This window comes from Bacillus sp. FSL M8-0266, from assembly GCF_038613425.1.
Classification (GTDB): domain Bacteria; phylum Bacillota; class Bacilli; order Bacillales; family Bacillaceae; genus Bacillus; species Bacillus pumilus.
Genome location: NZ_CP152015.1, coordinates 2,607,054 through 2,624,728 on the forward strand (window position 1 = coordinate 2,607,054; position 17,675 = coordinate 2,624,728).

General features: G+C 40.0%; 30 protein-coding genes. 2 read left to right on the forward strand and 28 right to left on the reverse strand.

Annotation, left to right across the window (positions count from 1 at the left end; all coding sequences use genetic code 11):
* Position 1 precedes the first annotated feature (1 nt).
* From MKY83_RS13395 to MKY83_RS13480, 18 genes are all read right to left on the reverse strand, one after another.
* Positions 2–229, reverse strand: a complete 228-nt coding sequence (locus tag MKY83_RS13395) for a hypothetical protein (RefSeq protein ID WP_268452757.1) — start codon at positions 227–229, stop codon at positions 2–4.
* A complete protein-coding gene (locus tag MKY83_RS13400; protein WP_342487411.1) occupies positions 226–708 on the reverse strand; it encodes a hypothetical protein in 483 nt (160 codons plus the stop codon). Before MKY83_RS13400 ends, MKY83_RS13395 begins: the two co-directional genes overlap by 4 nt.
* A complete protein-coding gene (locus MKY83_RS13405; protein ID WP_342487412.1) occupies positions 705–833 on the reverse strand; it encodes a hypothetical protein in 129 nt (42 codons plus the stop codon). Before MKY83_RS13405 ends, MKY83_RS13400 begins: the two co-directional genes overlap by 4 nt.
* Complete coding sequence (locus MKY83_RS13410; RefSeq protein WP_342487413.1) at positions 830–1,222, reverse strand: hypothetical protein; 393 nt, start codon at positions 1,220–1,222, stop codon at positions 830–832. The genes MKY83_RS13405 and MKY83_RS13410 overlap by 4 nt, the downstream gene beginning before the upstream one ends.
* Positions 1,223–1,921, reverse strand: a complete 699-nt coding sequence (locus MKY83_RS13415; RefSeq protein WP_342487414.1) for a dUTP diphosphatase — start codon at positions 1,919–1,921, stop codon at positions 1,223–1,225.
* A gap of 21 nt (positions 1,922–1,942) precedes the next feature.
* Positions 1,943–2,404: a hypothetical protein gene (locus MKY83_RS13420; RefSeq protein WP_268452749.1), complete on the reverse strand. Its 462-nt coding sequence runs from the start codon at positions 2,402–2,404 to the stop codon at positions 1,943–1,945.
* A gap of 27 nt (positions 2,405–2,431) precedes the next feature.
* Positions 2,432–2,683 carry a hypothetical protein gene (locus MKY83_RS13425; RefSeq protein WP_106035252.1) on the reverse strand — a complete coding sequence of 84 codons (252 nt, stop codon included), beginning with the start codon at positions 2,681–2,683 and terminating at the stop codon, positions 2,432–2,434.
* Positions 2,680–2,928 (reverse strand): hypothetical protein, encoded by a 249-nt coding sequence (locus MKY83_RS13430; RefSeq protein WP_342487415.1) that lies wholly within the window; start codon positions 2,926–2,928, stop codon positions 2,680–2,682. Before MKY83_RS13430 ends, MKY83_RS13425 begins: the two co-directional genes overlap by 4 nt.
* Positions 2,929–2,961: 33 nt before the next feature.
* A complete protein-coding gene (locus MKY83_RS13435) occupies positions 2,962–3,171 on the reverse strand; it encodes an XtrA/YqaO family protein (RefSeq protein ID WP_061408978.1) in 210 nt (69 codons plus the stop codon).
* Between the two features lie 66 nt (positions 3,172–3,237).
* A complete protein-coding gene (locus MKY83_RS13440) occupies positions 3,238–3,408 on the reverse strand; it encodes a hypothetical protein (RefSeq protein WP_277518899.1) in 171 nt (56 codons plus the stop codon).
* Between the two features lie 13 nt (positions 3,409–3,421).
* Complete coding sequence (locus tag MKY83_RS13445) at positions 3,422–3,556, reverse strand: BH0509 family protein (protein WP_155114469.1); 135 nt, start codon at positions 3,554–3,556, stop codon at positions 3,422–3,424.
* Entirely contained in the window at positions 3,556–3,696 is a 141-nt protein-coding gene (locus tag MKY83_RS13450) for a hypothetical protein (RefSeq protein WP_277518900.1), read from the reverse strand. Before MKY83_RS13450 ends, MKY83_RS13445 begins: the two co-directional genes overlap by 1 nt.
* The gene (locus MKY83_RS13455) at positions 3,665–4,192 is read right to left on the reverse strand and encodes a hypothetical protein (RefSeq protein WP_277518901.1); all 528 of its coding nucleotides are present in this window, start codon (positions 4,190–4,192) and stop codon (positions 3,665–3,667) included. Before MKY83_RS13455 ends, MKY83_RS13450 begins: the two co-directional genes overlap by 32 nt.
* Positions 4,189–4,344, reverse strand: coding sequence for a hypothetical protein (locus MKY83_RS13460; protein WP_181185431.1), 156 nt, complete (start codon positions 4,342–4,344; stop codon positions 4,189–4,191). The genes MKY83_RS13455 and MKY83_RS13460 overlap by 4 nt, the downstream gene beginning before the upstream one ends.
* 95 nt (positions 4,345–4,439) lie before the next feature.
* Positions 4,440–5,273, reverse strand: a complete 834-nt coding sequence (locus MKY83_RS13465) for an ATP-binding protein (RefSeq protein ID WP_342487416.1) — start codon at positions 5,271–5,273, stop codon at positions 4,440–4,442.
* The gene (locus MKY83_RS13470) at positions 5,224–6,072 is read right to left on the reverse strand and encodes a phage replisome organizer N-terminal domain-containing protein (RefSeq protein WP_342487417.1); all 849 of its coding nucleotides are present in this window, start codon (positions 6,070–6,072) and stop codon (positions 5,224–5,226) included. The genes MKY83_RS13465 and MKY83_RS13470 overlap by 50 nt, the downstream gene beginning before the upstream one ends.
* Positions 6,073–6,152: 80 nt before the next feature.
* On the reverse strand, positions 6,153–6,305 hold the full coding sequence (locus tag MKY83_RS13475) for a hypothetical protein (protein WP_017367805.1): 153 nt from the start codon (positions 6,303–6,305) through the stop codon (positions 6,153–6,155).
* A gap of 82 nt (positions 6,306–6,387) precedes the next feature.
* Entirely contained in the window at positions 6,388–6,591 is a 204-nt protein-coding gene (locus MKY83_RS13480) for a helix-turn-helix transcriptional regulator (RefSeq protein WP_342487418.1), read from the reverse strand.
* 169 nt (positions 6,592–6,760) lie between these two features.
* Between MKY83_RS13480 and MKY83_RS13485 the strand changes: the two genes are divergently transcribed.
* A complete protein-coding gene (locus MKY83_RS13485; RefSeq protein WP_242730876.1) occupies positions 6,761–7,189 on the forward strand; it encodes a helix-turn-helix transcriptional regulator in 429 nt (142 codons plus the stop codon).
* Positions 7,190–7,414: 225 nt separating this feature from the next.
* Here MKY83_RS13485 and MKY83_RS13490 read toward each other — a convergent pair whose 3' ends face one another.
* The 5 genes from MKY83_RS13490 to MKY83_RS13510 form a co-directional block, all read right to left on the reverse strand.
* On the reverse strand, positions 7,415–7,549 hold the full coding sequence (locus MKY83_RS13490; RefSeq protein ID WP_255222349.1) for a hypothetical protein: 135 nt from the start codon (positions 7,547–7,549) through the stop codon (positions 7,415–7,417).
* Positions 7,550–7,568: 19 nt separating this feature from the next.
* Positions 7,569–8,672 (reverse strand): AimR family lysis-lysogeny pheromone receptor, encoded by a 1,104-nt coding sequence (locus MKY83_RS13495; protein ID WP_342487419.1) that lies wholly within the window; start codon positions 8,670–8,672, stop codon positions 7,569–7,571.
* A 141-nt stretch (positions 8,673–8,813) separates the two neighbouring features.
* Complete coding sequence (locus MKY83_RS13500) at positions 8,814–9,026, reverse strand: LuxR C-terminal-related transcriptional regulator (RefSeq protein WP_242730880.1); 213 nt, start codon at positions 9,024–9,026, stop codon at positions 8,814–8,816.
* A 205-nt stretch (positions 9,027–9,231) separates the two neighbouring features.
* On the reverse strand, positions 9,232–10,548 hold the full coding sequence (locus MKY83_RS13505; RefSeq protein ID WP_268453024.1) for a citrate:proton symporter: 1,317 nt from the start codon (positions 10,546–10,548) through the stop codon (positions 9,232–9,234).
* A gap of 153 nt (positions 10,549–10,701) precedes the next feature.
* The gene (locus MKY83_RS13510; RefSeq protein WP_003216318.1) at positions 10,702–11,562 is read right to left on the reverse strand and encodes a LysR family transcriptional regulator; all 861 of its coding nucleotides are present in this window, start codon (positions 11,560–11,562) and stop codon (positions 10,702–10,704) included.
* Between the two features lie 135 nt (positions 11,563–11,697).
* Between MKY83_RS13510 and MKY83_RS13515 the strand changes: the two genes are divergently transcribed.
* Complete coding sequence (locus tag MKY83_RS13515) at positions 11,698–12,828, forward strand: PrpF domain-containing protein (protein WP_268508561.1); 1,131 nt, start codon at positions 11,698–11,700, stop codon at positions 12,826–12,828.
* A gap of 225 nt (positions 12,829–13,053) precedes the next feature.
* On the opposite strand, the gene MKY83_RS13520 is transcribed toward MKY83_RS13515, so the two are convergent.
* The 5 genes from MKY83_RS13520 to MKY83_RS13540 form a co-directional block, all read right to left on the reverse strand.
* Positions 13,054–13,773 carry a biotin--[acetyl-CoA-carboxylase] ligase gene (locus MKY83_RS13520; protein ID WP_113767530.1) on the reverse strand — a complete coding sequence of 240 codons (720 nt, stop codon included), beginning with the start codon at positions 13,771–13,773 and terminating at the stop codon, positions 13,054–13,056.
* Between the two features lie 78 nt (positions 13,774–13,851).
* Positions 13,852–14,313 (reverse strand): thioesterase family protein, encoded by a 462-nt coding sequence (locus MKY83_RS13525; protein ID WP_044139955.1) that lies wholly within the window; start codon positions 14,311–14,313, stop codon positions 13,852–13,854.
* 121 nt (positions 14,314–14,434) lie between these two features.
* Complete coding sequence (gene sdhB / locus MKY83_RS13530) at positions 14,435–15,199, reverse strand: succinate dehydrogenase iron-sulfur subunit (protein WP_113767531.1); 765 nt, start codon at positions 15,197–15,199, stop codon at positions 14,435–14,437.
* A 1-nt stretch (position 15,200) separates the two neighbouring features.
* A complete protein-coding gene (gene sdhA / locus MKY83_RS13535; protein ID WP_003216403.1) occupies positions 15,201–16,961 on the reverse strand; it encodes a succinate dehydrogenase flavoprotein subunit in 1,761 nt (586 codons plus the stop codon).
* A 37-nt stretch (positions 16,962–16,998) separates the two neighbouring features.
* Entirely contained in the window at positions 16,999–17,607 is a 609-nt protein-coding gene (locus MKY83_RS13540) for a succinate dehydrogenase cytochrome b558 subunit (protein ID WP_044139954.1), read from the reverse strand.
* Between the last annotated feature and the right edge of the window lie 68 nt (positions 17,608–17,675).

Consider the following 17,675-nt stretch of genomic DNA (forward strand, 5'->3'; position numbering starts at 1 on the left):
TTCATTCCCCTTCCCAGTGCCCATTTCTTTTCATAACGTCAATTATTTCATGGATATATGGCTCATCTTGATTAATAATCACATAGTTGTTAGAAGGCTTTTTTCCATCTTTTTTCCGACCTTCTTCTATATACATTTCCACCTCTACTAGATGCTCCAAAAATTTCGTTAGTTGATCTCTTGGAACATATTTAGAAGCATCACGAACACTCAAAATTGAATATTTCATAGTAGGCTCCCGTCAATGATCAGCACCATTTCTTCTTCGTTTGTTAAATGCTCAAGCACTTCTTTGACCGGGATCACATTGTTGTCCTCTCCATTTACTCGGCTGTATATGATTGCTGCATATGCTTCTGTAACTTCGGTTATTTCTTCTGATAATCCGCCATTATCATCAGCGACAACATCAGTATAGATTGTCATAGCATTTTCATCGTTTTTCGCTTTGATCAGTGCGTAATACGGCTCGTTTACCTCATAAAACTTCATTTCTTCTTTTTTGCTTTTAGCCTGTTCCTCAAGTAGCTGAATTGCAGCTTCGAGATATGTCACAAAATCAAGCGTCTCTTCTTGAGCGTGTTTCATCCAGCCTTTCAGATCATAGGAAGAGGTTTTGACCTCAACCCCGTACTTTTGCAGGCCTTTTTCCTGCTGCTTATGCAATTTCTCTATGACTGAATAGATAATCGGGTTGTTTTCGTTCATCTTGCTTCCTCCTTCTCATCGAACATTTTCAAAATTTCTCTAATAATCCTCTGCTGCGCCAAAAGGTTTTTTTCGCAAGGCAAGTTTTCAAGCAACTCTCTGAGTTCTTCTCTTTTCTCTATCACTCCGTGACCCCCAGTTGTTCATTTGGTAATACCGACAGGTCATAACCTGATTCAATAAAACTAATGCTCAATTCTCTATTAACATCATTTCCCAAGTGAGTATAAACATTGTTCATTTCTTCTTTAGAGAAGTTAGTCCCTAAAAATTCGTTGAATATTTGAAGCACTCTCTTTTGCCAGTAGTGACCTACTCCTTTGCAACTTGGTCGAGATAGCCAAGCTAAAACCTTACATTTTAAATCAAGGTCTGTTTTGACATCCTCTAATCTAAAATAAATATTTTTGGTTGGGACTAAGATCAACTCATTATTGTGATTAATAAATACTTTAGGTGATACTTTCTCAGTAATTTCTATGAGCCTATTTAATTCAGTTTTTACGCTCGTCATTCAGTATCCCTCCTGCTGCCGCTTGTGATTGACTTCGTTCTTGTCCATGTATGCGGCTTCTATTTGGTCAGGTGTGAATCCGAAGCCAACGATTCCAATTGCCAAGAACAATCCCCAAGCTACACGGAAGTGTTCTTTTTTCTTTTCTTCATCCTTGAACATTCGAGAATTCAATAAGCTCCATTGCATTTCCAAGTGCAATCCCGAAAGACCACCTTCAAACCCTTCTTCTTTGAACTCCTCAATCGCCGCTTCTGATACACTTAACTCTTCTTTCCATCCCTTTTTAATCGCAATTGATAAGAAGAAGTGAATGCAGTCCGCATATTCTTCCAGCAACGGATCAACTTCACGGAATATAGTCACGCTCCCCGCTTCGCAAATAGGGCACTCATCATAATCAGGCTCAAACAAATTTTCAAAGTCTTCTCTATTCGAAAATTCACCGCAATCATCACTTTCACATCTAAAGTAAGTAGCATTTTCAAGTGTTGCACCTGCAGTGGTGATTGCTTTTCTTTTCGGCTCTTGCTGATCACTCCAATGCTTGAACCAGCGCCCTTCATTAGCAAATTCGCCTAGTTCGGTTATAAGTGCTACATATGTGTTAGGCAGCAGGTCTTGACCTTCCAGCCCTTTTTCTCGGATGATTCGGCGGTCTAACTCCGCCTGCATTTCAAACATTTTTTCAAGATTCATTTTAGTTGGCCCCTTTTCGATTTAATTTAATGAGAATGATGGAACTGCTCGAAATTCAATGTTTTTGCGCTGTCTTGACCACCCGTTTATAAATGGTTTTGAATCCCTGTAAAGTGGCTCAAACATTTCTTTACAAATATCTCTATGAAACTTCCATATCATTACCTCTTCATTCAACGATCCTTCAATATCTTTACGTTCCCATAAGTTCCAATCATCCCATGCATCACTTTCCAGCCAACTTTCTAAATCATAATCTGATTCAAAGACGAAGAAAGAATCGCCATCATCGATCGAATACAGTAGAAACAATTCATCGTGCATGTTACCTTCCTCCATAGTTTCTGATGCTGAACTAGGGTCCAAGGTTCGAATTACATTTAGGTTTCTTGTGTTTTGCTCGTCCGTTTTTATCAGTTCGTCTTTTATAAATTCAACCGCTTCCCTAAGCGTTTCAAATTCCTTTAACACATGTTCACTCATACCGTTTCCTCCTAAGCCGCTAGGCGTTTAATTTCCTAGTAATCCAGCGATCGTTATAATCGCCATGAAACCAATCAAGGTGAAGATGACAGGTCCGTTTGATTCCCTTTTCGCCATGACGACATTGCCCTCTATAACAAGATCATCGTTTTTTCTGACAAGCATTGGCACAACGTTTTCTGGCACTTTAAGATGTGCAGCTGCATCATCAATAGTCATCGCTTGATTTTTGCAGGCCTTGACGGCTTGTGATAGTTCGACGTGCTTTGGTAGACTCATACTTTTTCACCGTCCAATCGCTTTCGAAAAACAAACTCATAATGCTTTTCGAGGTTTTTCAGGACTTCTAATCCGCCTCTGTGAAACTCAGATTTAGTTCTTGTAAAATGTCGCTGTCCCCACTCCAGTTCGTTTAAGAAAAACTGTGAGAATCCGTCGATCTGCTGATTCTTTTTCTCTATTTCTCTTTTCAAACGAGTCACCTCGTCAAATAGGTCAACGTTTATTTGATCTTTTGATAACATCGTGATTCCTCCCCCGCAGGGGATGAACCCCTGCTATTTTTTAATTTTATGGCTGAAATCAAATCTAACTCGGTCAAAACTGCCTTTAAATGTCTCGATAATCGTGTGACCATGCTCTGGCGCATCGATGCAATAGGCTGTATTGTTGATACCGTCCAGCACGATCACTTGGACTTTTCCTTGTTCGACTGAGGTTGTAAAAAGTTCATTTTTTGCTAATGAAATCGTCTGCGGTTCGTTCACTTTGATCACTCCATGTGATATAATAAAAGTCTGTAGGTTTTATTAATCACATGGAAATCATGGTGATCATTGAGGCTCAACGGATTGATCTGTGCGCTGCCAACGCCAGTCTTTACGTTTGAGTCTCTTTTTATATGGTTTGGGTGGATGTTGCTGCCTATAAGCTGCAATCTCATCCTCTGACATAACCCACGCTTTCACTGGGCCTGCTTTGTATGGATTCACTACAGTCTCCAAATTGTTCACCTCCTTATTCGTCACGCTGCGGCACGTTGAGATTAAAGATTCTTTCGAGTTCTTCGTCTGATAGTTTTTCGCAATATTCGCGACCAACGTTGTTGAGACTCAACCACTCGATCATTAACGCTCTATCATCACTGGTCATCACTTGATGCCTCCCCTCTTTTTGAGGTGGCGAACAGCTACTGTCTTTAGCTGTTTCGGACAATCTTCATATCTCGCAATGACTTCGAGTTGTCTTGCCGTTGCTTTCTCAAATGGCAACAGGATGCTTTTTCTTTTCATGCTTGTACTCCTTTCCTAGTGCGCCGCCTTTACGTGGTTCGATCTTGCCTAGTTCGGCTTGATCTATAATCAGCAACAGGATGTCATGGACATTGCGGGCCAAACGATTTGCGATGTGTCTAATCGGCTCATGGTCCTGCCACATTTGTCTAAATAAAATAATGTCTTTTTCATCCCATATGAAATCGCTGTGCGGACAAGCATAGTAAACCGGTTGTTGTTCAAACAGCCTGCGTAAATCTCTTTTTTTGTAGCTCATTGCGCTTTTTTTGATATACATAGGCTCGTTTGCGCCGACACCGTTCGGACGCTCCTTGATCTTTCCTCGTTTGCTAAAATCAATCATCAGCAGCAACACTTCTTCTGATGGTCGGTTAAATAACTCCGCCATCTCTTCGATCGATCTGCCTTCGTACCAGTAATCCAAAAATCTCTTGAGGCCAACAATCGTCCATTCGAAATTGACATGATCCAAAATGATTCTAATGACACTCATTTCGCAATTTCCTTTCTGCGACCGACCTCTTTGTGTACAACATGCACAGATGTCGTCAGATTCTTTTCTACGAGCCAATAAAGTGGGTTCAACCCATTCACTACTAGGATTTTTCTTTCTGAGCGTGTTGGTTTTCTGCCGCCTTTTTTCATTTCAGCGCGCCTCCTTGTGTTTTTCATAGTCTTTTAAACTTGCATCCAATTGGGCTTTTAAACTCTCAACCTTGAGTAGTGTTGAAACGTATTGGCTACAAGATTCCAGCGATTCGCCGATCTATTCCTGTTAATTTGAGGGTCCGGCAGCCATGTGCCATTCGTGACAAAATGCGTCCACCATGCCGCCCGTACTTTTCTGCCAAATCTTTTGCGTTGTAATTCGTGGTGTAAATGTTGGCTTTGTTTTCTCTTGATTCAACAATAGTTAGCATCAAATCAATTCCCCAAGACTCTGCATCATTCGCTTCTTTTTTGACATACTCTGCACCAATATCATCCAGAATGAATAGGTCACAATCATTTATTTGCTGTAAAATTTGAGATTCACTAATTTCTGATGAACCGTAAGTCGATTGAATCCGTTTCAACAAAAGTTTTGAGTTTACAAAAATGACTTTTTTATATTGGTCCTTCAACGCCATAGCAACACTGTGAGCTAGATGGCTCTTCCCTAATCCGTATAAACCCTGCAGCAGAAAAGACTTGGTTTCTTGCAAATTATCAAATTCTTTCACATATCTTTGTAACGTGTGTTGAGCATCTGCTTGAGATTGGTCAAGTCCATTGGGATAGAAATTGTCAAATGTTGCTTTTCTTGTTTCATCAGGAACGAGACTGTAGGACTTGAAAAACCTGTCGGCCTCAGTTCTTATCCGAAACTGTTCCATGCTTTCTTGAATGTTTTTGTTGTCACATGAGAGACAAATACTTATCTCTTTGTCTCTTTGTAAATAGATGGGCACCATTTCATTACAGTTAGGACATTGCCTTTCACCAATCAGCTGAGGTGCAAGATGTGATAATTGAGCACCTACACTAGAAAAGGTTGTCATACGGCGTTGATTCTTTTGCTCTTGCTTCTGCACGCTTTATCACCCCCGCACCTTCATTCAGGTAACCTTCAAACTTCGTTCCAAACAATGTTGTTGGCTGCAAGTATTTATTCATCTTGTCGTCTTTAAGCCATTGATTAGTTTTTGTAAGGATCACTGTTTTAAAGTCTTCAAATCTGAATCCGTCATTCCAGCGTGCTTTAATTAATCTTTGTGTAGCTGCAGATGTATGTCTGAATGACTTCCCTGTTACTTTGTTCAAAAGATCAACTATCAGCTTGAATGGAATTTCAGATTCTTGAGTCTTAGGATTAACAGTCGGGTTGCCCGACAATATATCTTTTAATTCTTTATCTTTATCTAATTCTTTATCTATATCTATTGCGTTACTCTTCGTTACCGTAATGTTATCTGTAACGTTACATGGTTTTGATAGTTGCAAAGCTCTTTGTTTGTCCCTGTGTTTAGAGACTCTTTTTCTGTTTTGTTCTCTAATTTTTTCAAGGGCATCTAAATTCTGATGTTTCTCCCAATTACATATACTGATATAATTATTTTCATTAATTTCTATCATGCCGAATTTCCTGAATGTGTCTAAAGCCATACGAACAATTCCTAATGGCCTTCCAAAGATATGCGCCAACATTTCGTCTGTGTAAGGCACATTTTCACTTAGATAAATAAAGCCAGATGCGTTAGTTTTTCCTGCTTGAGCAAGTAATTTAACCCATATAATCAACAGAGTGTCAGATTCAGGCATTTGTTCAATGAGTTTGATTTTTTCATCATCGAACATCTGGGTGCTTAGTTTCACCCATTTAACTTCACCCATCTTCAAAATCCTCCTAATGTTTTTGATAAATAGTTTTTCTAATTGAAGCTTGTCCTTTAAAAAAAGGTGAAACAAATGTTTCAAGCCTCTTTAGTTTTTTTGTTTTTTTCTTTTTTTACAGGTGTGTAATAAGGCGCCACAGCCTCAGTAAAAAGTTTTTCTCTGTCTTCTGTTCCAAAGAAAACTTCTCCGAGGAACAAGTTGCTTTTCCTCTTTTGCTTTTTCTTAGCCATAAAGATCACCTCGAAACATAATATGCAATGTGGACATTAGGACTGCCCTTCGAATTTTTGATCACTATAGGAAGCACTCGCTTTAAAAAAAATAAGCCGGTGGCAAATTTAATTTTTCACTTAGTTGAACTAAAGAAGAGTGTGACGGATTAGCTTTCCCTTTTTCCAACTTACAAATATAAGAGCTAGAAAACCCTGTAACCAAGCCAAATTGACGTTGAGTTTCATTTCTTTCTGACCTTAGTTTTTTAATTTTTTCTGCAAAAGCAGAAGTTTCATGGACCATCGTTTTCACCTCCTAAACGCTTCTTATAGGAAGCATAAATAAAATATATCATCCTTCTGCTTTTAGTGCAACCATAAATTTCATAAATGTTTCTTATAGGAATCTTAAACATGATATAATTAATATGTTGTTACTAATCAGTGGCGTTAAATCGAGGTGACTTTATTTTATGGATAACAAGAAAAATGAGTTAATCGGAATAAACTTAAAAAGACTAAGACAAGAGTATAAACCCAAACTGTCTATTAGAAAGCTTGCTCAAGAAGTTGGTCTAAGTAACGGCTATCTATCAAAACTTGAAACGGGCAAAATCAAAAGCCCTTCTTTGGAAGCTTTGACAAAACTTGCAGATTTTTTCAATGTTGATCCCACTTACTTTGTGACTGATCCGAGCGAACTTGAAAAAATGGGTAAAGAAGCTGAGAAAGTAGTTTTCGCGAAAGAACTAACTCTTGAGAATATAAAAAATGCAAACATTATAGATGCAGATGGCAAACAAATAACAGATGATGAACGTAATTTCATGTTAGATGCCCTTAAAAATTACAGAGCTTCTAAGGCTAAATTTTTTGAAGACGATTCACATGAAGAGGATTGATTTTGATCTTCTTTTTTTATTGCTTCTAAGATTTCCATTAATTCTTCATATTTTATAGCCATTTCTCTTCCCTCCAAGGAACATTTGTTCTGTTTATATTTTAATCCATATTAGAAATATTTGAAACAATTTCCTGTTTTCGTTATTTTTGAAAACAGGAAACTTCCCCAGAAAACACGAAAGACGATACCTGATTATAGGTAGCGTCTTTTTCATATCTTATATTTACATTCCAGGTCTTACGTCTTTTGTTTCATATACTGTCTCTGGGTTGTTAGTGATAAGTGAGTGAATTTCCGAAACAACTATTGTTGCTCCTAGTGTAAGTGTTAAAACAATTACATTGAAACGTTTAGTCATGTATAGCACCCCCTAACTCTTAGAGTGTATACTTAAATCCAATTCTATTCAATTCATTTTTTGGGAAACTTGCCCTAAAAAAATCTTTGGTTTTTGAAAAATAATGATGTGATAATAGCAATTTTTCTGTTGAAGATTCTTTTATTCCATCAAAAAAAAGCGCATATTTATTATATCTCTCATCTTTGTAATATTTGCTTAAATCCCCATCATGTTTTAATAACATGGAGAATTCACTTACTGCGAATTCGTCATCAATTCTTTTATTCCAGTACTTTTGAAGAAACGATATTTCTTCTTTATTTTCCAGAATTTCAGCCTGTCTATCAGGAAATTTCGAATAAAGTTCAATACATTTAAGATAATAAGAAATTGACTGTTCATAGGATTCTGGAAAATACGAAAGACCTAAAATGTGATAAGCAGTAATGTTGTGAGCTGTGCTGAAATTCCTATCCAAAATTCTGTTAGCTATTTTTCGTGATTGTATTAATTCTTTTTTTTGCTTCAAGTAAATATTGACTTGAATTTCATCTATCCTAGCACCGTATGCCATTTTTAGAAACGGATCATTAACCTGAAACAACAAGTCATTTATTTGATCAATCGTATAAATAGTTAAATCATAATGGCCGTTCAAATAATAGTAATAGACTTTTAAGACCTTCACCATAATTTCAGTTTCCAAAAAGGTGGTTTTGAAATTTCTCAGGTCATCTAAAAAAGTATTACTTTCGAATATAAATCTTGACTCTAACATTAACGAATATAAAGAACATAATTCCTGAGTTTTTGAATTTCTTTTATTTTTGTACTCCTGTGCAAGAACACTTGTATAATCGTACAATTGCTTGGAATAACAATATTCTAAAGCAGCAGAGAAATTTTTGGAACTAATGCCTTCTCTAAAATAATTAAAAATAAGTTCAACTTCGTTCTCTTTGTCAATGTAATTAATGATCTTATGAACAATCCAGAACGAGACATCCTTGCCATTTAAAAATTTGCTTAAATAACTACTGCTTATACCCAGTTTTGTAGCAACTTGTTTTTGACTTTCTTTAGACATTTCGATTGAGTTCCGTAAATACGTCCGTAAGTCTTTCGCGATTGTACTTGTCATATATGATCACCTTACCATTGTTAAATTTAACATATAGTACAAAAAAATGTTGTCGGAAATTGTCGCAGAAGTATGAATTTTTGCTCTAATATATAAGTAATTATTTCTCGTAGTACAATTATAATCCTTTTGTGTAACTTATTAACAGATGACTTTTGGAGTTATTTTAATTGATCGAGGAATTAATTTGTAAAAGGTATGCTTAGCATTCGAAATATGATTTCGAACAGTCTTTTCGCTAATAAAAAGCTCGCTTGCAATTTCTTTTGTTGTTTTATCTTGGACGAGCAATTCGAATACTTCTCTTTCTCTTTTGGTTAATAGCGGCTTGGATTGAAACTCTTTCTCCTTCAAGTATTGTAACCCTCCTTGCTAAGGTGAGAGCTCTAGTCTCTATAGAATGGGATTCTGTATAGTCGAGATATCATATGCCGGTTGCTCGAGGTAGGTGACGTTAAAATCGAGAATTCCCGCATATGAGCGTCCATTTTGTGCGCTTTTATCCGCACAAAAAAGGACGAGTCTCCTACCTGAGACATCGTCCTTTTCATACACCTATTTAAAAGATAGAAATGGCTCCAGTTAACAAAGCAATAAGCGTTGTAAAAAAGGCAGTTAACACAGTCCACAGCAGTGCATATTTTTGCAAATCACCAATATCTTTGTTCAGCATACTGACAAGAAGCAGCGTTGAAGCCACAAGAGGGCTCAGCAAGTGAACAGGCTGTCCTATAATAGAGGCACGCGCAATTTCCACTGGATCAATTCCGTAAGCAGCACCCGCTTCAGCCAAGATCGGAAGCACCCCGAAATAATACGCATCATTTGAAAGAACAAATGTAAATGGCATACTCGTCAAAGCAACAATCAGCGGAAAAAATGAGCTGTAGGAATCCGGAATCATGTAAATGACCAAATGAGCAATGGACTCCACCATTTTTGTCCCCGAAAAAATGCCTGTGAAAATCCCTGCTGCAAACACAAGCGTAATGACCGTTAAGGCATTTCCTGCATGCGACAAAATTCTCTCGCGCTGATCTTCAACCTTTGGATAGTTGATCATGAGAGCGATGACAAATCCAATTAAGAAGAGAACTGGAATCGGTACGATATCTAAAACAAGTGTCGCCATCACCGCAATCGTCAAGAAGAAGTTCACCCAAATGAGGTTGGGTCTTTTCATGTCTTCTACTCCATCTTCTATTGACGCTGCCAATTCAGGGGAGATCGAGGCCTCTTCTTTGTACTGAATCTCTGCAACCCCAATTCGTTTCCGCTCTTTTTTTCCAAGCACATACGCAGTAAAAAGAATAAAAAGACCGCCTCCAACCATTGTTGGAATTAATGGAATAAAAAATTCACCAGCATCTAATCCAAGCGCCGCGATGGCACGGGTAGCCGGACCGCCCCAAGGCGTCATTCCGCTCATAATTCCTAAAGACAATAATGAAATCGTTCCTAAAATTAATGGGTTCATCCCAATTCTTAAGAAAAGTGGTAGCATTGCTGATACGGTAATCATATACGTTGTTGTTCCATCACCATCTAAAGCAACAAGCATAGACAAAATCGCTACCCCAAAAGCAATTTTGACAGGATCACCTTTTACAATACGTAAAATGAGTTTAATCAGAGGATCAAATAATCCAGCATCCAGCATGACACCAAAGAATAAAATGGCAAATAACAATAAAGCAGCTGATGGTGCAACAGTTTTCAGTCCATCAAGCATCATGTCCCCTAATCCTTTGTTAAAGCCACCGATCAATGCAAATATGATAGGTACAACGGTTAGAGCCACCACCGGATGCATACGTTTCGTCATAATAAGAAATGTAAATGTCAAGACCATTAAGATCCCTAAAATAGCTAGCACTTTATATCCCTCCATCCTCTTCTTTACATGATCTGCAAGCGCCCCCTTGCACTTGCGATCTATATGTTAGCGCTTTCTATTTCAAGGATATAATAGCTTTTTTCATAATGAAAATATTGATTTTTTCGTATATTCTATAAATTTCTTTTATAATCAGCCTTGCTGACTTCTTAAAAACTCAATGAATGCTTTCACAACAGATAAATGAAGGGAGTCTGGCTGGTACATAAGCCATGTATCTCTTAAAACAGGCTGTCCATCTTTATACGAAAGACCTTTTACAAATAGCTCATCACTTGGTCTGAGGCAAATTTCTGGGACAATGGCATAGCCTAAACCATGCTTGACCATCTCTTTTGATGTATCCTGGCGGTCTGTCTCCATAGTCACAAGTGGAGGCATGGTGAACGTTTCCTGCCACCATCTGTTAATCAATCGTTTTAATGAACTATCTGTATGATAGTCAATGAGCGGCAGATTTGGGAGGTCTTTCAGCTGGATTTCTGATTTTGAAATGATACAAAGCCGCTCTTTATCGAGCAAAAACCGCTCTCCATTCCAGTCGTAATCCCCTCTTAAAATCCCTAAATGGACACTTGATGTGCCTAATAAATCCATGACTTTTGTGCTCCAGCCTGTGTTTACCATGAATTGAACATGTGGATACTGCTTAGAAAATTCTCTTAAAATTTCTGGGAGCTTATACTGAGCAAAGTTACTTGAGACCCCTAACCTGATTGTCCCTTTGACCTTTTTTTGCATATTCAGCATACCATCTTTCGTTTGCTGAAGCTGTTTGAGCATGTCATTCGCGTATGCAGCCAAGTACTCGCCTTCTGACGTAAATTCAATCCCTCGTTTTCTTTTAAAGAAAAGCTTCATATCGAACTCTTCTTCAAGCTGCTTCAACCGATAGCTTAAGGCAGGCTGAGAGACAAATAATTTTTCTGCCGCTTTTGTGATGTTCTTTTCTTCATAAAGCACCTTTAAAAACCGCCAGTCTTTCTCATCCATTGTGTGCCCTCCTTTTTCACTAGTTATAAAAAAATTTTATTGATTCATCTTAAAATAATGTATTTAACTTATTTCTTATTATACTTTACCATTTTGATTAGATAAACAGTTCATTAAAAATTGAGGGTGAGAGCAATGAGAAAAGTTCCAATCACAATCATGCGAGGCGGTACAAGTAAAGGGGTATTCATTCAAGCAAACAATGCACCATTTGAACACGATGAGCTCGAGGCATTTCTACTAGACATTATGGGCAGCCCTGACCGGTTGCAGGTCGATGGAATCGGCGGTGGTAATTCTTTAACAAGCAAAGTGGCCATTATCGATAAAGCCACACGTCCAGATGTGGATGTGAACTATACGTTTGCACAAGTCAGCATCAATGAGAGATATGTCGACTTTAAAGGGAACTGCGGGAATATCTCATCAGCGGTTGGACCATACGCCATCATTAAAGGACTTGTTCAAGCGGTTGAGCCCATTACGACTGTACGTATCCTCAATACCAACACAAATAAAGTCATTACAGCAGAGGTCGAAGTCGAAAATGGAGAAGTAAAATTTGAGGGACAGGCAGAAATTCCAGGAGTAAAAGGGACAGGTTCTCCCATTTATTTATCTTTTGAAAATCCTGAAGGCGCTGTGACAGGTAAAACCTTTCCGACAGGGAACCGCATGGATATGATTCAGACAAAATTCGGAGAGATTCCGATCTCGATCGTTGACATCGCAAATCCCATTGCCTTTGTCCGTGCGAAGGATCTTCATTTAAATGGAACTGAATTGCCTGAGGAGTTTACAGACGCATTACTGAATGATTTAGAAGAGATTCGTTCCATCGCTGCTGAAATGTGTCACTTTGCGCCAAAAGACATGGCGACATTACAGTCACCAGCTGTTCCGAAGCTTGCGATCATTAGCGAGCCTGCTGATTATGTGGATACAAACGGAGTGATGAGACGAGCAGCCGATATGGATATCGTCGTACGCATGCTATCGATGCAAAGACCACACCAAGCGCTTGCCATTACCGGCTCTGTCTGCGTGTCAGCCAGCTGTTTTATGGAACATACGCTTCCTGCACAGCTTTATGATGGACAACATGATACGCTTCGAATTGGGCACCCTGCTGGGATAATGCAAACGGACATTGACGTGTCTCAAAACAGAGTCAAAGTCATTCGAACCGCAAGAGAAATTCTAGACGGGGTTGTCTTTACGAAACAAGATTATATTGTGCAGCCTCATATTAAAAGAGAAGCCTAAAGCAGACGAGAACATCGTCTGCTTAGATTGTTGACAAAGTGCTAAAATGATTTTTATTTTAGCACTTTGTCTTCTTTTCAGCGTGATAGAAAACCTTTGAAGTCTAGGAAGGACGAGTACTGGCGCGGAGCGAATTGAACATTCGTGAGCACCAGCGCGCAGACCTGACAACGAATGCGAGGGTTTGTCTACACGCTGAGCAGACGAGAACATCGTCTGCTTTTTTTAATGTTGAAGCGGGGCATCAATATCTCCGGCAGAATGAGCTTTGATTTGTCCTTTATCATCTTTTAGCTGAAGATGACCAAAGCGGTTAACGCCGCAGCAAATGCCTTCTTCCCATGTTTGTTTTTCACGATCTAACGAAATGCGAAGCGGCTTGTTGAGACGATATAACCGTTTGTTATAAAGGGCAGTGAGTGCTTCAAATCCTTCATTCTGCCAGCGTGTATGGTATTTTTCAAAAGCCGCTGCCAGGTCTTTCACTAGCTGATCGGCTTTCACCTCTGTCAGCTCTGATAAGCAAATGGTTTTGTACGGGACATGCTCCGGCTTCGTCTCTACATTGATGCCAACACCGATATAAATGGCGCTGCGGTCTGCTTCAATTAATGTGCCGGATACCTTTGCTTCATTAATGAGGATATCATTCGGCCATTTGATCGCCAGTTGATCGTCCGCTCTTATGAGTGGTTTCAGCACATCATAGATTGCTAGTGCTGTCAGCGGGGCGATCGTTGACTGGGTGGAGAGTTCTTCTGGCGGCATGACTGTCATGGTTACCGCCACATTCCCTAAAGGTGTTTCCCACGGCCTGCCGAGTCTGCCCCTTCCTGCTGTCTGCTGGTGTGCATAGACAGCAAATGAGGGCTTTTCTCCTTGCTGCATAAGCCTTTTTGCTTCATTATTTGTACTATCAATGGTGTCATATTGAAAAATCTTCATATGTTCTCCTCTTATTTCTTCTTGATATGATGCTTTTATTATAACAAAATGAAGCGTACACGTTGATGAGCCAGCATGCTACTCATTTCGCTGCGCCTGAAATGTCTCTTTTTCTTCTTCAGTAAATGGGACAGATGTGCCTGTGTCTTTACTAATTTGCACCATGGTGACTGAGCCTGTAAAGCATGGTTCCTGCTGCTCATTTTCTCCTAAATAATGAAGAATGAGTGAGCTTGAGCCTACCTTTTCCGGCTTGACATACACACGAAGTCTCTCTCCAATCTCTACCTGCTTGATGTAATCACATTGCAGGTTAGCGACGACTGTCATGGTTTCTCTCACACGTTTCATCCGTTTATCAACAATTCCTGTTTTTTGAAAAAAGGCAATGCGCGCCTCTTCAAAATACACAAAAGGGGTGACATTGTTCATATGGCCAAACATATCCGTTTCTGAAAAGCGAACGGTCGTTTCGACATAAAATCGAAAGGATGCCCTCCACTCTTCAAACGGTTCTTCAATATATGACGGCAATCTCACTTGACCATCTCCTTATTTGGAAACAAAACGCCTCTCCCGTATTGGAAGAGGCGTTTGTTTATATGTTGCATCCAGCCTCTTAAACACTCATCATGATTGGCAAAGAGGACTGAATGTAATGTTATTCTGCGTGATCGCTTCCGAAGAAGTTACGGAATGCTTGTAAAGTTGTATCTCGGTTAAGTGCAGCAATTGACGTTGTCAGCGGGATTCCTTTCGGACAAGACTGCACACAATTTTGGGAGTTCCCGCAGTTCGCAAGACCACCGTCCCCCATAATTTCTTCTAGACGGTCTGACTTATTCATCGCACCTGTCGGATGTGCGTTAAATAGACGAACTTGCGAAAGCGGTGCAGGTCCCATAAAGGAAGACTTATCATTCACGTTTGGACAAGCTTCAAGGCAGACACCACATGTCATACATTTAGAAAGCTCGTATGCCCATTGACGTTTTTTCTCAGGCATTCTTGGTCCAGGACCAAGATCATACGTACCATCAATCGGTACCCATGCCTTCACCTTTTTCAAGGAATTGAACATCCGGCTTCTATCAACCTGCAAATCTCTCACAACCGGGAATGTCTTCATCGGCTGTAGACGAATCGGCTGGTCTAACTTGTCAATCAAGGCTGTACATGATTGGCGCGGTGTTCCATTAATGACCATAGAACAAGCTCCGCACACCTCTTCAAGACAGTTCATATCCCAGTTGATCGCCGTTGTTTTTTCCCCTTGTTTATTGACCGGGTTCCGTCTAATTTCCATGAGTGCGGAAATGACGTTCATATTTGGGCGGTAAGGGATTTCGAATTCTTCATCATAAGGCTTTCCATCTGCTGTATCTTGACGTGTGATTATGAATTGAATCGTGTTTTTTTCACTCATCTTATTTCTCCACCTTTTTCTTCGAGTAATCTCGTTTACGAGGTGCAATTAACGATACATCGACGTCCTCATAGTGGAATGCAGGCTTTTGATTTTTTCCTTTGAACGTAGCCATCGTTGTTTTTAGGAACTCTTCATCGTTTCTCTCTGGGAAGTCCGGTTTGTAGTGTGCGCCTCGGCTTTCATTTCGGTTGTAAGCCCCGATCGTAATGACTCTTGCCAGCTGAAGCATGTTGTCAAGCTGACGTGTGAAGGCAGCGCCTTGGTTGCTCCATGAAGCTGTATCGTTGATGTTGATCTGCTTGTAGCGCTCCATTAGTTCTTCGATCTTCTGATCTGTTTTTAAGAGTTTGTCATTGTAACGAACAACTGTGACGTTATCCGTCATCCATTCTCCAAGCTCTTTATGAAGCACGTACGCATTTTCTGTTCCATCCATGCCGAGGATGTTGTCCCATTTCTCCTGCTCTTTCTTCACAGCGCTGTCAAATGTTGCAGAAGATAGGTCTTCCGCAGACTTTTCAAGACCGCTAATGTACTTCACAGCATTTGGTCCAGCGACCATTCCGCCGTAAATGGCTGAAAGCAGTGAGTTTGCACCAAGTCTGTTTCCGCCGTGCATAGAGTAATCACATTCTCCGGCAGCAAATAGGCCTTTGATATTCGTCATTTGATCATAATCAACCCATAATCCGCCCATTGAGTAATGAACAGCAGGGAAAATTTTCATTGGAAGCTTACGCGGGTCATCACCCATGAATTTTTCATAGATTTCAATGATGCCGCCTAGTTTAATATCAAGTTCTTTTGGATCTTTATGAGAAAGATCGAGATATACCATGTTCTCTCCGTTGATGCCAAGCTTTTGCTCGACACATACGTCAAAGATCTCACGCGTTGCGATATCACGCGGTACAAGGTTTCCGTATGCCGGGTATTTCTCTTCAAGGAAGTACCAAGGCTTCCCGTCTTTATATGTCCAAACACGTCCACCTTCACCACGAGCCGATTCACTCATGAGACGAAGCTTGTCATCTCCAGGGATCGCTGTTGGATGAATTTGAATGAATTCTCCATTTGCATAATGAGCCCCTTGCTGATAGACGATAGATGCAGCAGAGCCAGTGTTAATCATGGAGTTTGTTGATTTTCCGAACACGATTCCAGGACCGCCTGTTGCCATGATCACTGCATCTGAACGGAAGGATTCAATTTCCATTGTCGTCAAGTTCTGCGCGACAATGCCTCGGCATACTTCCTCGTCATCTAACACAGCGCCAAGGAATTCCCAGCCTTCATATTTCGTGACAAGTCCTGCTACTTCATAGCGGCGAACCTGCTCATCAAGTGCATATAATAGCTGCTGACCTGTTGTAGCTCCAGCAAATGCTGTACGGTGGTGCTGTGTTCCCCCGAAACGGCGGAAGTCCAGTAATCCCTCTGGTGTTCTGTTAAACATAACACCCATCCGATCAAGTAAGTGGATAATGGACGGCGCTGCTTCACACATTGCCTTTACTGGCGGCTGGTTGGCTAAGAAGTCTCCGCCATACACCGTGTCATCAAAATGTTCATAAGGTGAATCCCCTTCACCTTTTGTATTCACCGCTCCGTTGATTCCGCCCTGTGCACATACAGAATGCGAACGTTTTACAGGTACGATTGAAAATAGTTTAACAGCTGTTCCCGCTTCTGCTGCTTTAATAGTTGCCATAAGACCAGCTAAGCCGCCTCCGACAACGATGATGCTAGAATTACTCATTGTAGCCCCTCTCCCTCTTCTACTAATCTATTTCCTCTTAAACAAAAGCGAAAATTGCTCTTAGCCCTACATATGAAAGCGCTATAAATATACCTAATGTCACATATGTGGAGATTCTTTGTGAGCGTGGTGAAACAGTAATTCCCCAGCTGACAGCAAATGACCACAAGCCATTAGCAAAGTGGAAAATAGTAGATAAAACGCCGACAATATAGAAGCCTAGCATAAATGGAGAGCTTAAAATATTCGCCATCATGTCATAGTTCACTTCAGCTCCAAGCTGCGCTTGAATTCGCGTTTCCCATACATGCCAAGTGACAAAAATCAATGTGATGATACCTGAAACCCTTTGCAGTCTGAACAACCAGTTTCTTAAGTAACTGAAGCGAGACGTGTTATTTTGTGCCGTAAAGGCTATGTACACCCCATAAACAGCATGATAGATCAGTGGTAAGAAAATCACGAACAGCTCAAGTGCATATCTGAATGGAAGCTGTTCCATAAAGTGTGCAGCTTTGTTAAACGCCTCTGGTCCACTCGTCGCAAAGTGGTTCACCACTAAATGCTGAATTAAAAATAGACCGACCGGAATGACGCCAAGCAAAGAATGCAATCTCCGATAAAAAAATTCTTTGTTCCCCGACATTACTTTACCCCCTAGTAAAAGTGCAATTGCTGAAAATTGTCTTACCCCCGCTTCTTTCAATTGTAAGC

What these genes read in the sequence shown, in the direction of transcription:
- MKY83_RS13445 (WP_155114469.1), bottom strand. Translation starts at nt 3,556, where the DNA reads ATGACCAGTGATGATAGAGCGTTAATGATCGAGTGGTTGAGTCTCAAC.
- MKY83_RS13540 (WP_044139954.1), bottom strand. Translation starts at nt 17,607, where the DNA reads ATGTCGGGGAACAAAGAATTTTTTTATCGGAGATTGCATTCTTTGCTT.
- MKY83_RS13520 (WP_113767530.1), bottom strand. Translation starts at nt 13,773, where the DNA reads ATGAAGATTTTTCAATATGACACCATTGATAGTACAAATAATGAAGCA.
- MKY83_RS13450 (WP_277518900.1), bottom strand. Translation starts at nt 3,696, where the DNA reads ATGAAAAGAAAAAGCATCCTGTTGCCATTTGAGAAAGCAACGGCAAGA.
- MKY83_RS13490 (WP_255222349.1), bottom strand. Translation starts at nt 7,549, where the DNA reads ATGACTAAACGTTTCAATGTAATTGTTTTAACACTTACACTAGGAGCA.
- MKY83_RS13430 (WP_342487415.1), bottom strand. Translation starts at nt 2,928, where the DNA reads ATGTTATCAAAAGATCAAATAAACGTTGACCTATTTGACGAGGTGACT.
- MKY83_RS13420 (WP_268452749.1), bottom strand. Translation starts at nt 2,404, where the DNA reads ATGAGTGAACATGTGTTAAAGGAATTTGAAACGCTTAGGGAAGCGGTT.
- MKY83_RS13495 (WP_342487419.1), bottom strand. Translation starts at nt 8,672, where the DNA reads ATGACAAGTACAATCGCGAAAGACTTACGGACGTATTTACGGAACTCA.
- MKY83_RS13485 (WP_242730876.1), top strand. Translation starts at nt 6,761, where the DNA reads ATGGATAACAAGAAAAATGAGTTAATCGGAATAAACTTAAAAAGACTA.
- MKY83_RS13480 (WP_342487418.1), bottom strand. Translation starts at nt 6,591, where the DNA reads ATGGTCCATGAAACTTCTGCTTTTGCAGAAAAAATTAAAAAACTAAGG.
- MKY83_RS13410 (WP_342487413.1), bottom strand. Translation starts at nt 1,222, where the DNA reads ATGACGAGCGTAAAAACTGAATTAAATAGGCTCATAGAAATTACTGAG.
- MKY83_RS13515 (WP_268508561.1), top strand. Translation starts at nt 11,698, where the DNA reads ATGAGAAAAGTTCCAATCACAATCATGCGAGGCGGTACAAGTAAAGGG.
- MKY83_RS13475 (WP_017367805.1), bottom strand. Translation starts at nt 6,305, where the DNA reads ATGGCTAAGAAAAAGCAAAAGAGGAAAAGCAACTTGTTCCTCGGAGAA.
- MKY83_RS13455 (WP_277518901.1), bottom strand. Translation starts at nt 4,192, where the DNA reads ATGAGTGTCATTAGAATCATTTTGGATCATGTCAATTTCGAATGGACG.
- MKY83_RS13460 (WP_181185431.1), bottom strand. Translation starts at nt 4,344, where the DNA reads ATGAAAAAAGGCGGCAGAAAACCAACACGCTCAGAAAGAAAAATCCTA.
- sdhB (WP_113767531.1), bottom strand. Translation starts at nt 15,199, where the DNA reads ATGAGTGAAAAAAACACGATTCAATTCATAATCACACGTCAAGATACA.
- sdhA (WP_003216403.1), bottom strand. Translation starts at nt 16,961, where the DNA reads ATGAGTAATTCTAGCATCATCGTTGTCGGAGGCGGCTTAGCTGGTCTT.
- MKY83_RS13415 (WP_342487414.1), bottom strand. Translation starts at nt 1,921, where the DNA reads ATGAATCTTGAAAAAATGTTTGAAATGCAGGCGGAGTTAGACCGCCGA.
- MKY83_RS13470 (WP_342487417.1), bottom strand. Translation starts at nt 6,072, where the DNA reads ATGGGTGAAGTTAAATGGGTGAAACTAAGCACCCAGATGTTCGATGAT.
- MKY83_RS13425 (WP_106035252.1), bottom strand. Translation starts at nt 2,683, where the DNA reads ATGAGTCTACCAAAGCACGTCGAACTATCACAAGCCGTCAAGGCCTGC.
- MKY83_RS13395 (WP_268452757.1), bottom strand. Translation starts at nt 229, where the DNA reads ATGAAATATTCAATTTTGAGTGTTCGTGATGCTTCTAAATATGTTCCA.
- MKY83_RS13400 (WP_342487411.1), bottom strand. Translation starts at nt 708, where the DNA reads ATGAACGAAAACAACCCGATTATCTATTCAGTCATAGAGAAATTGCAT.
- MKY83_RS13510 (WP_003216318.1), bottom strand. Translation starts at nt 11,562, where the DNA reads ATGGATGAGAAAGACTGGCGGTTTTTAAAGGTGCTTTATGAAGAAAAG.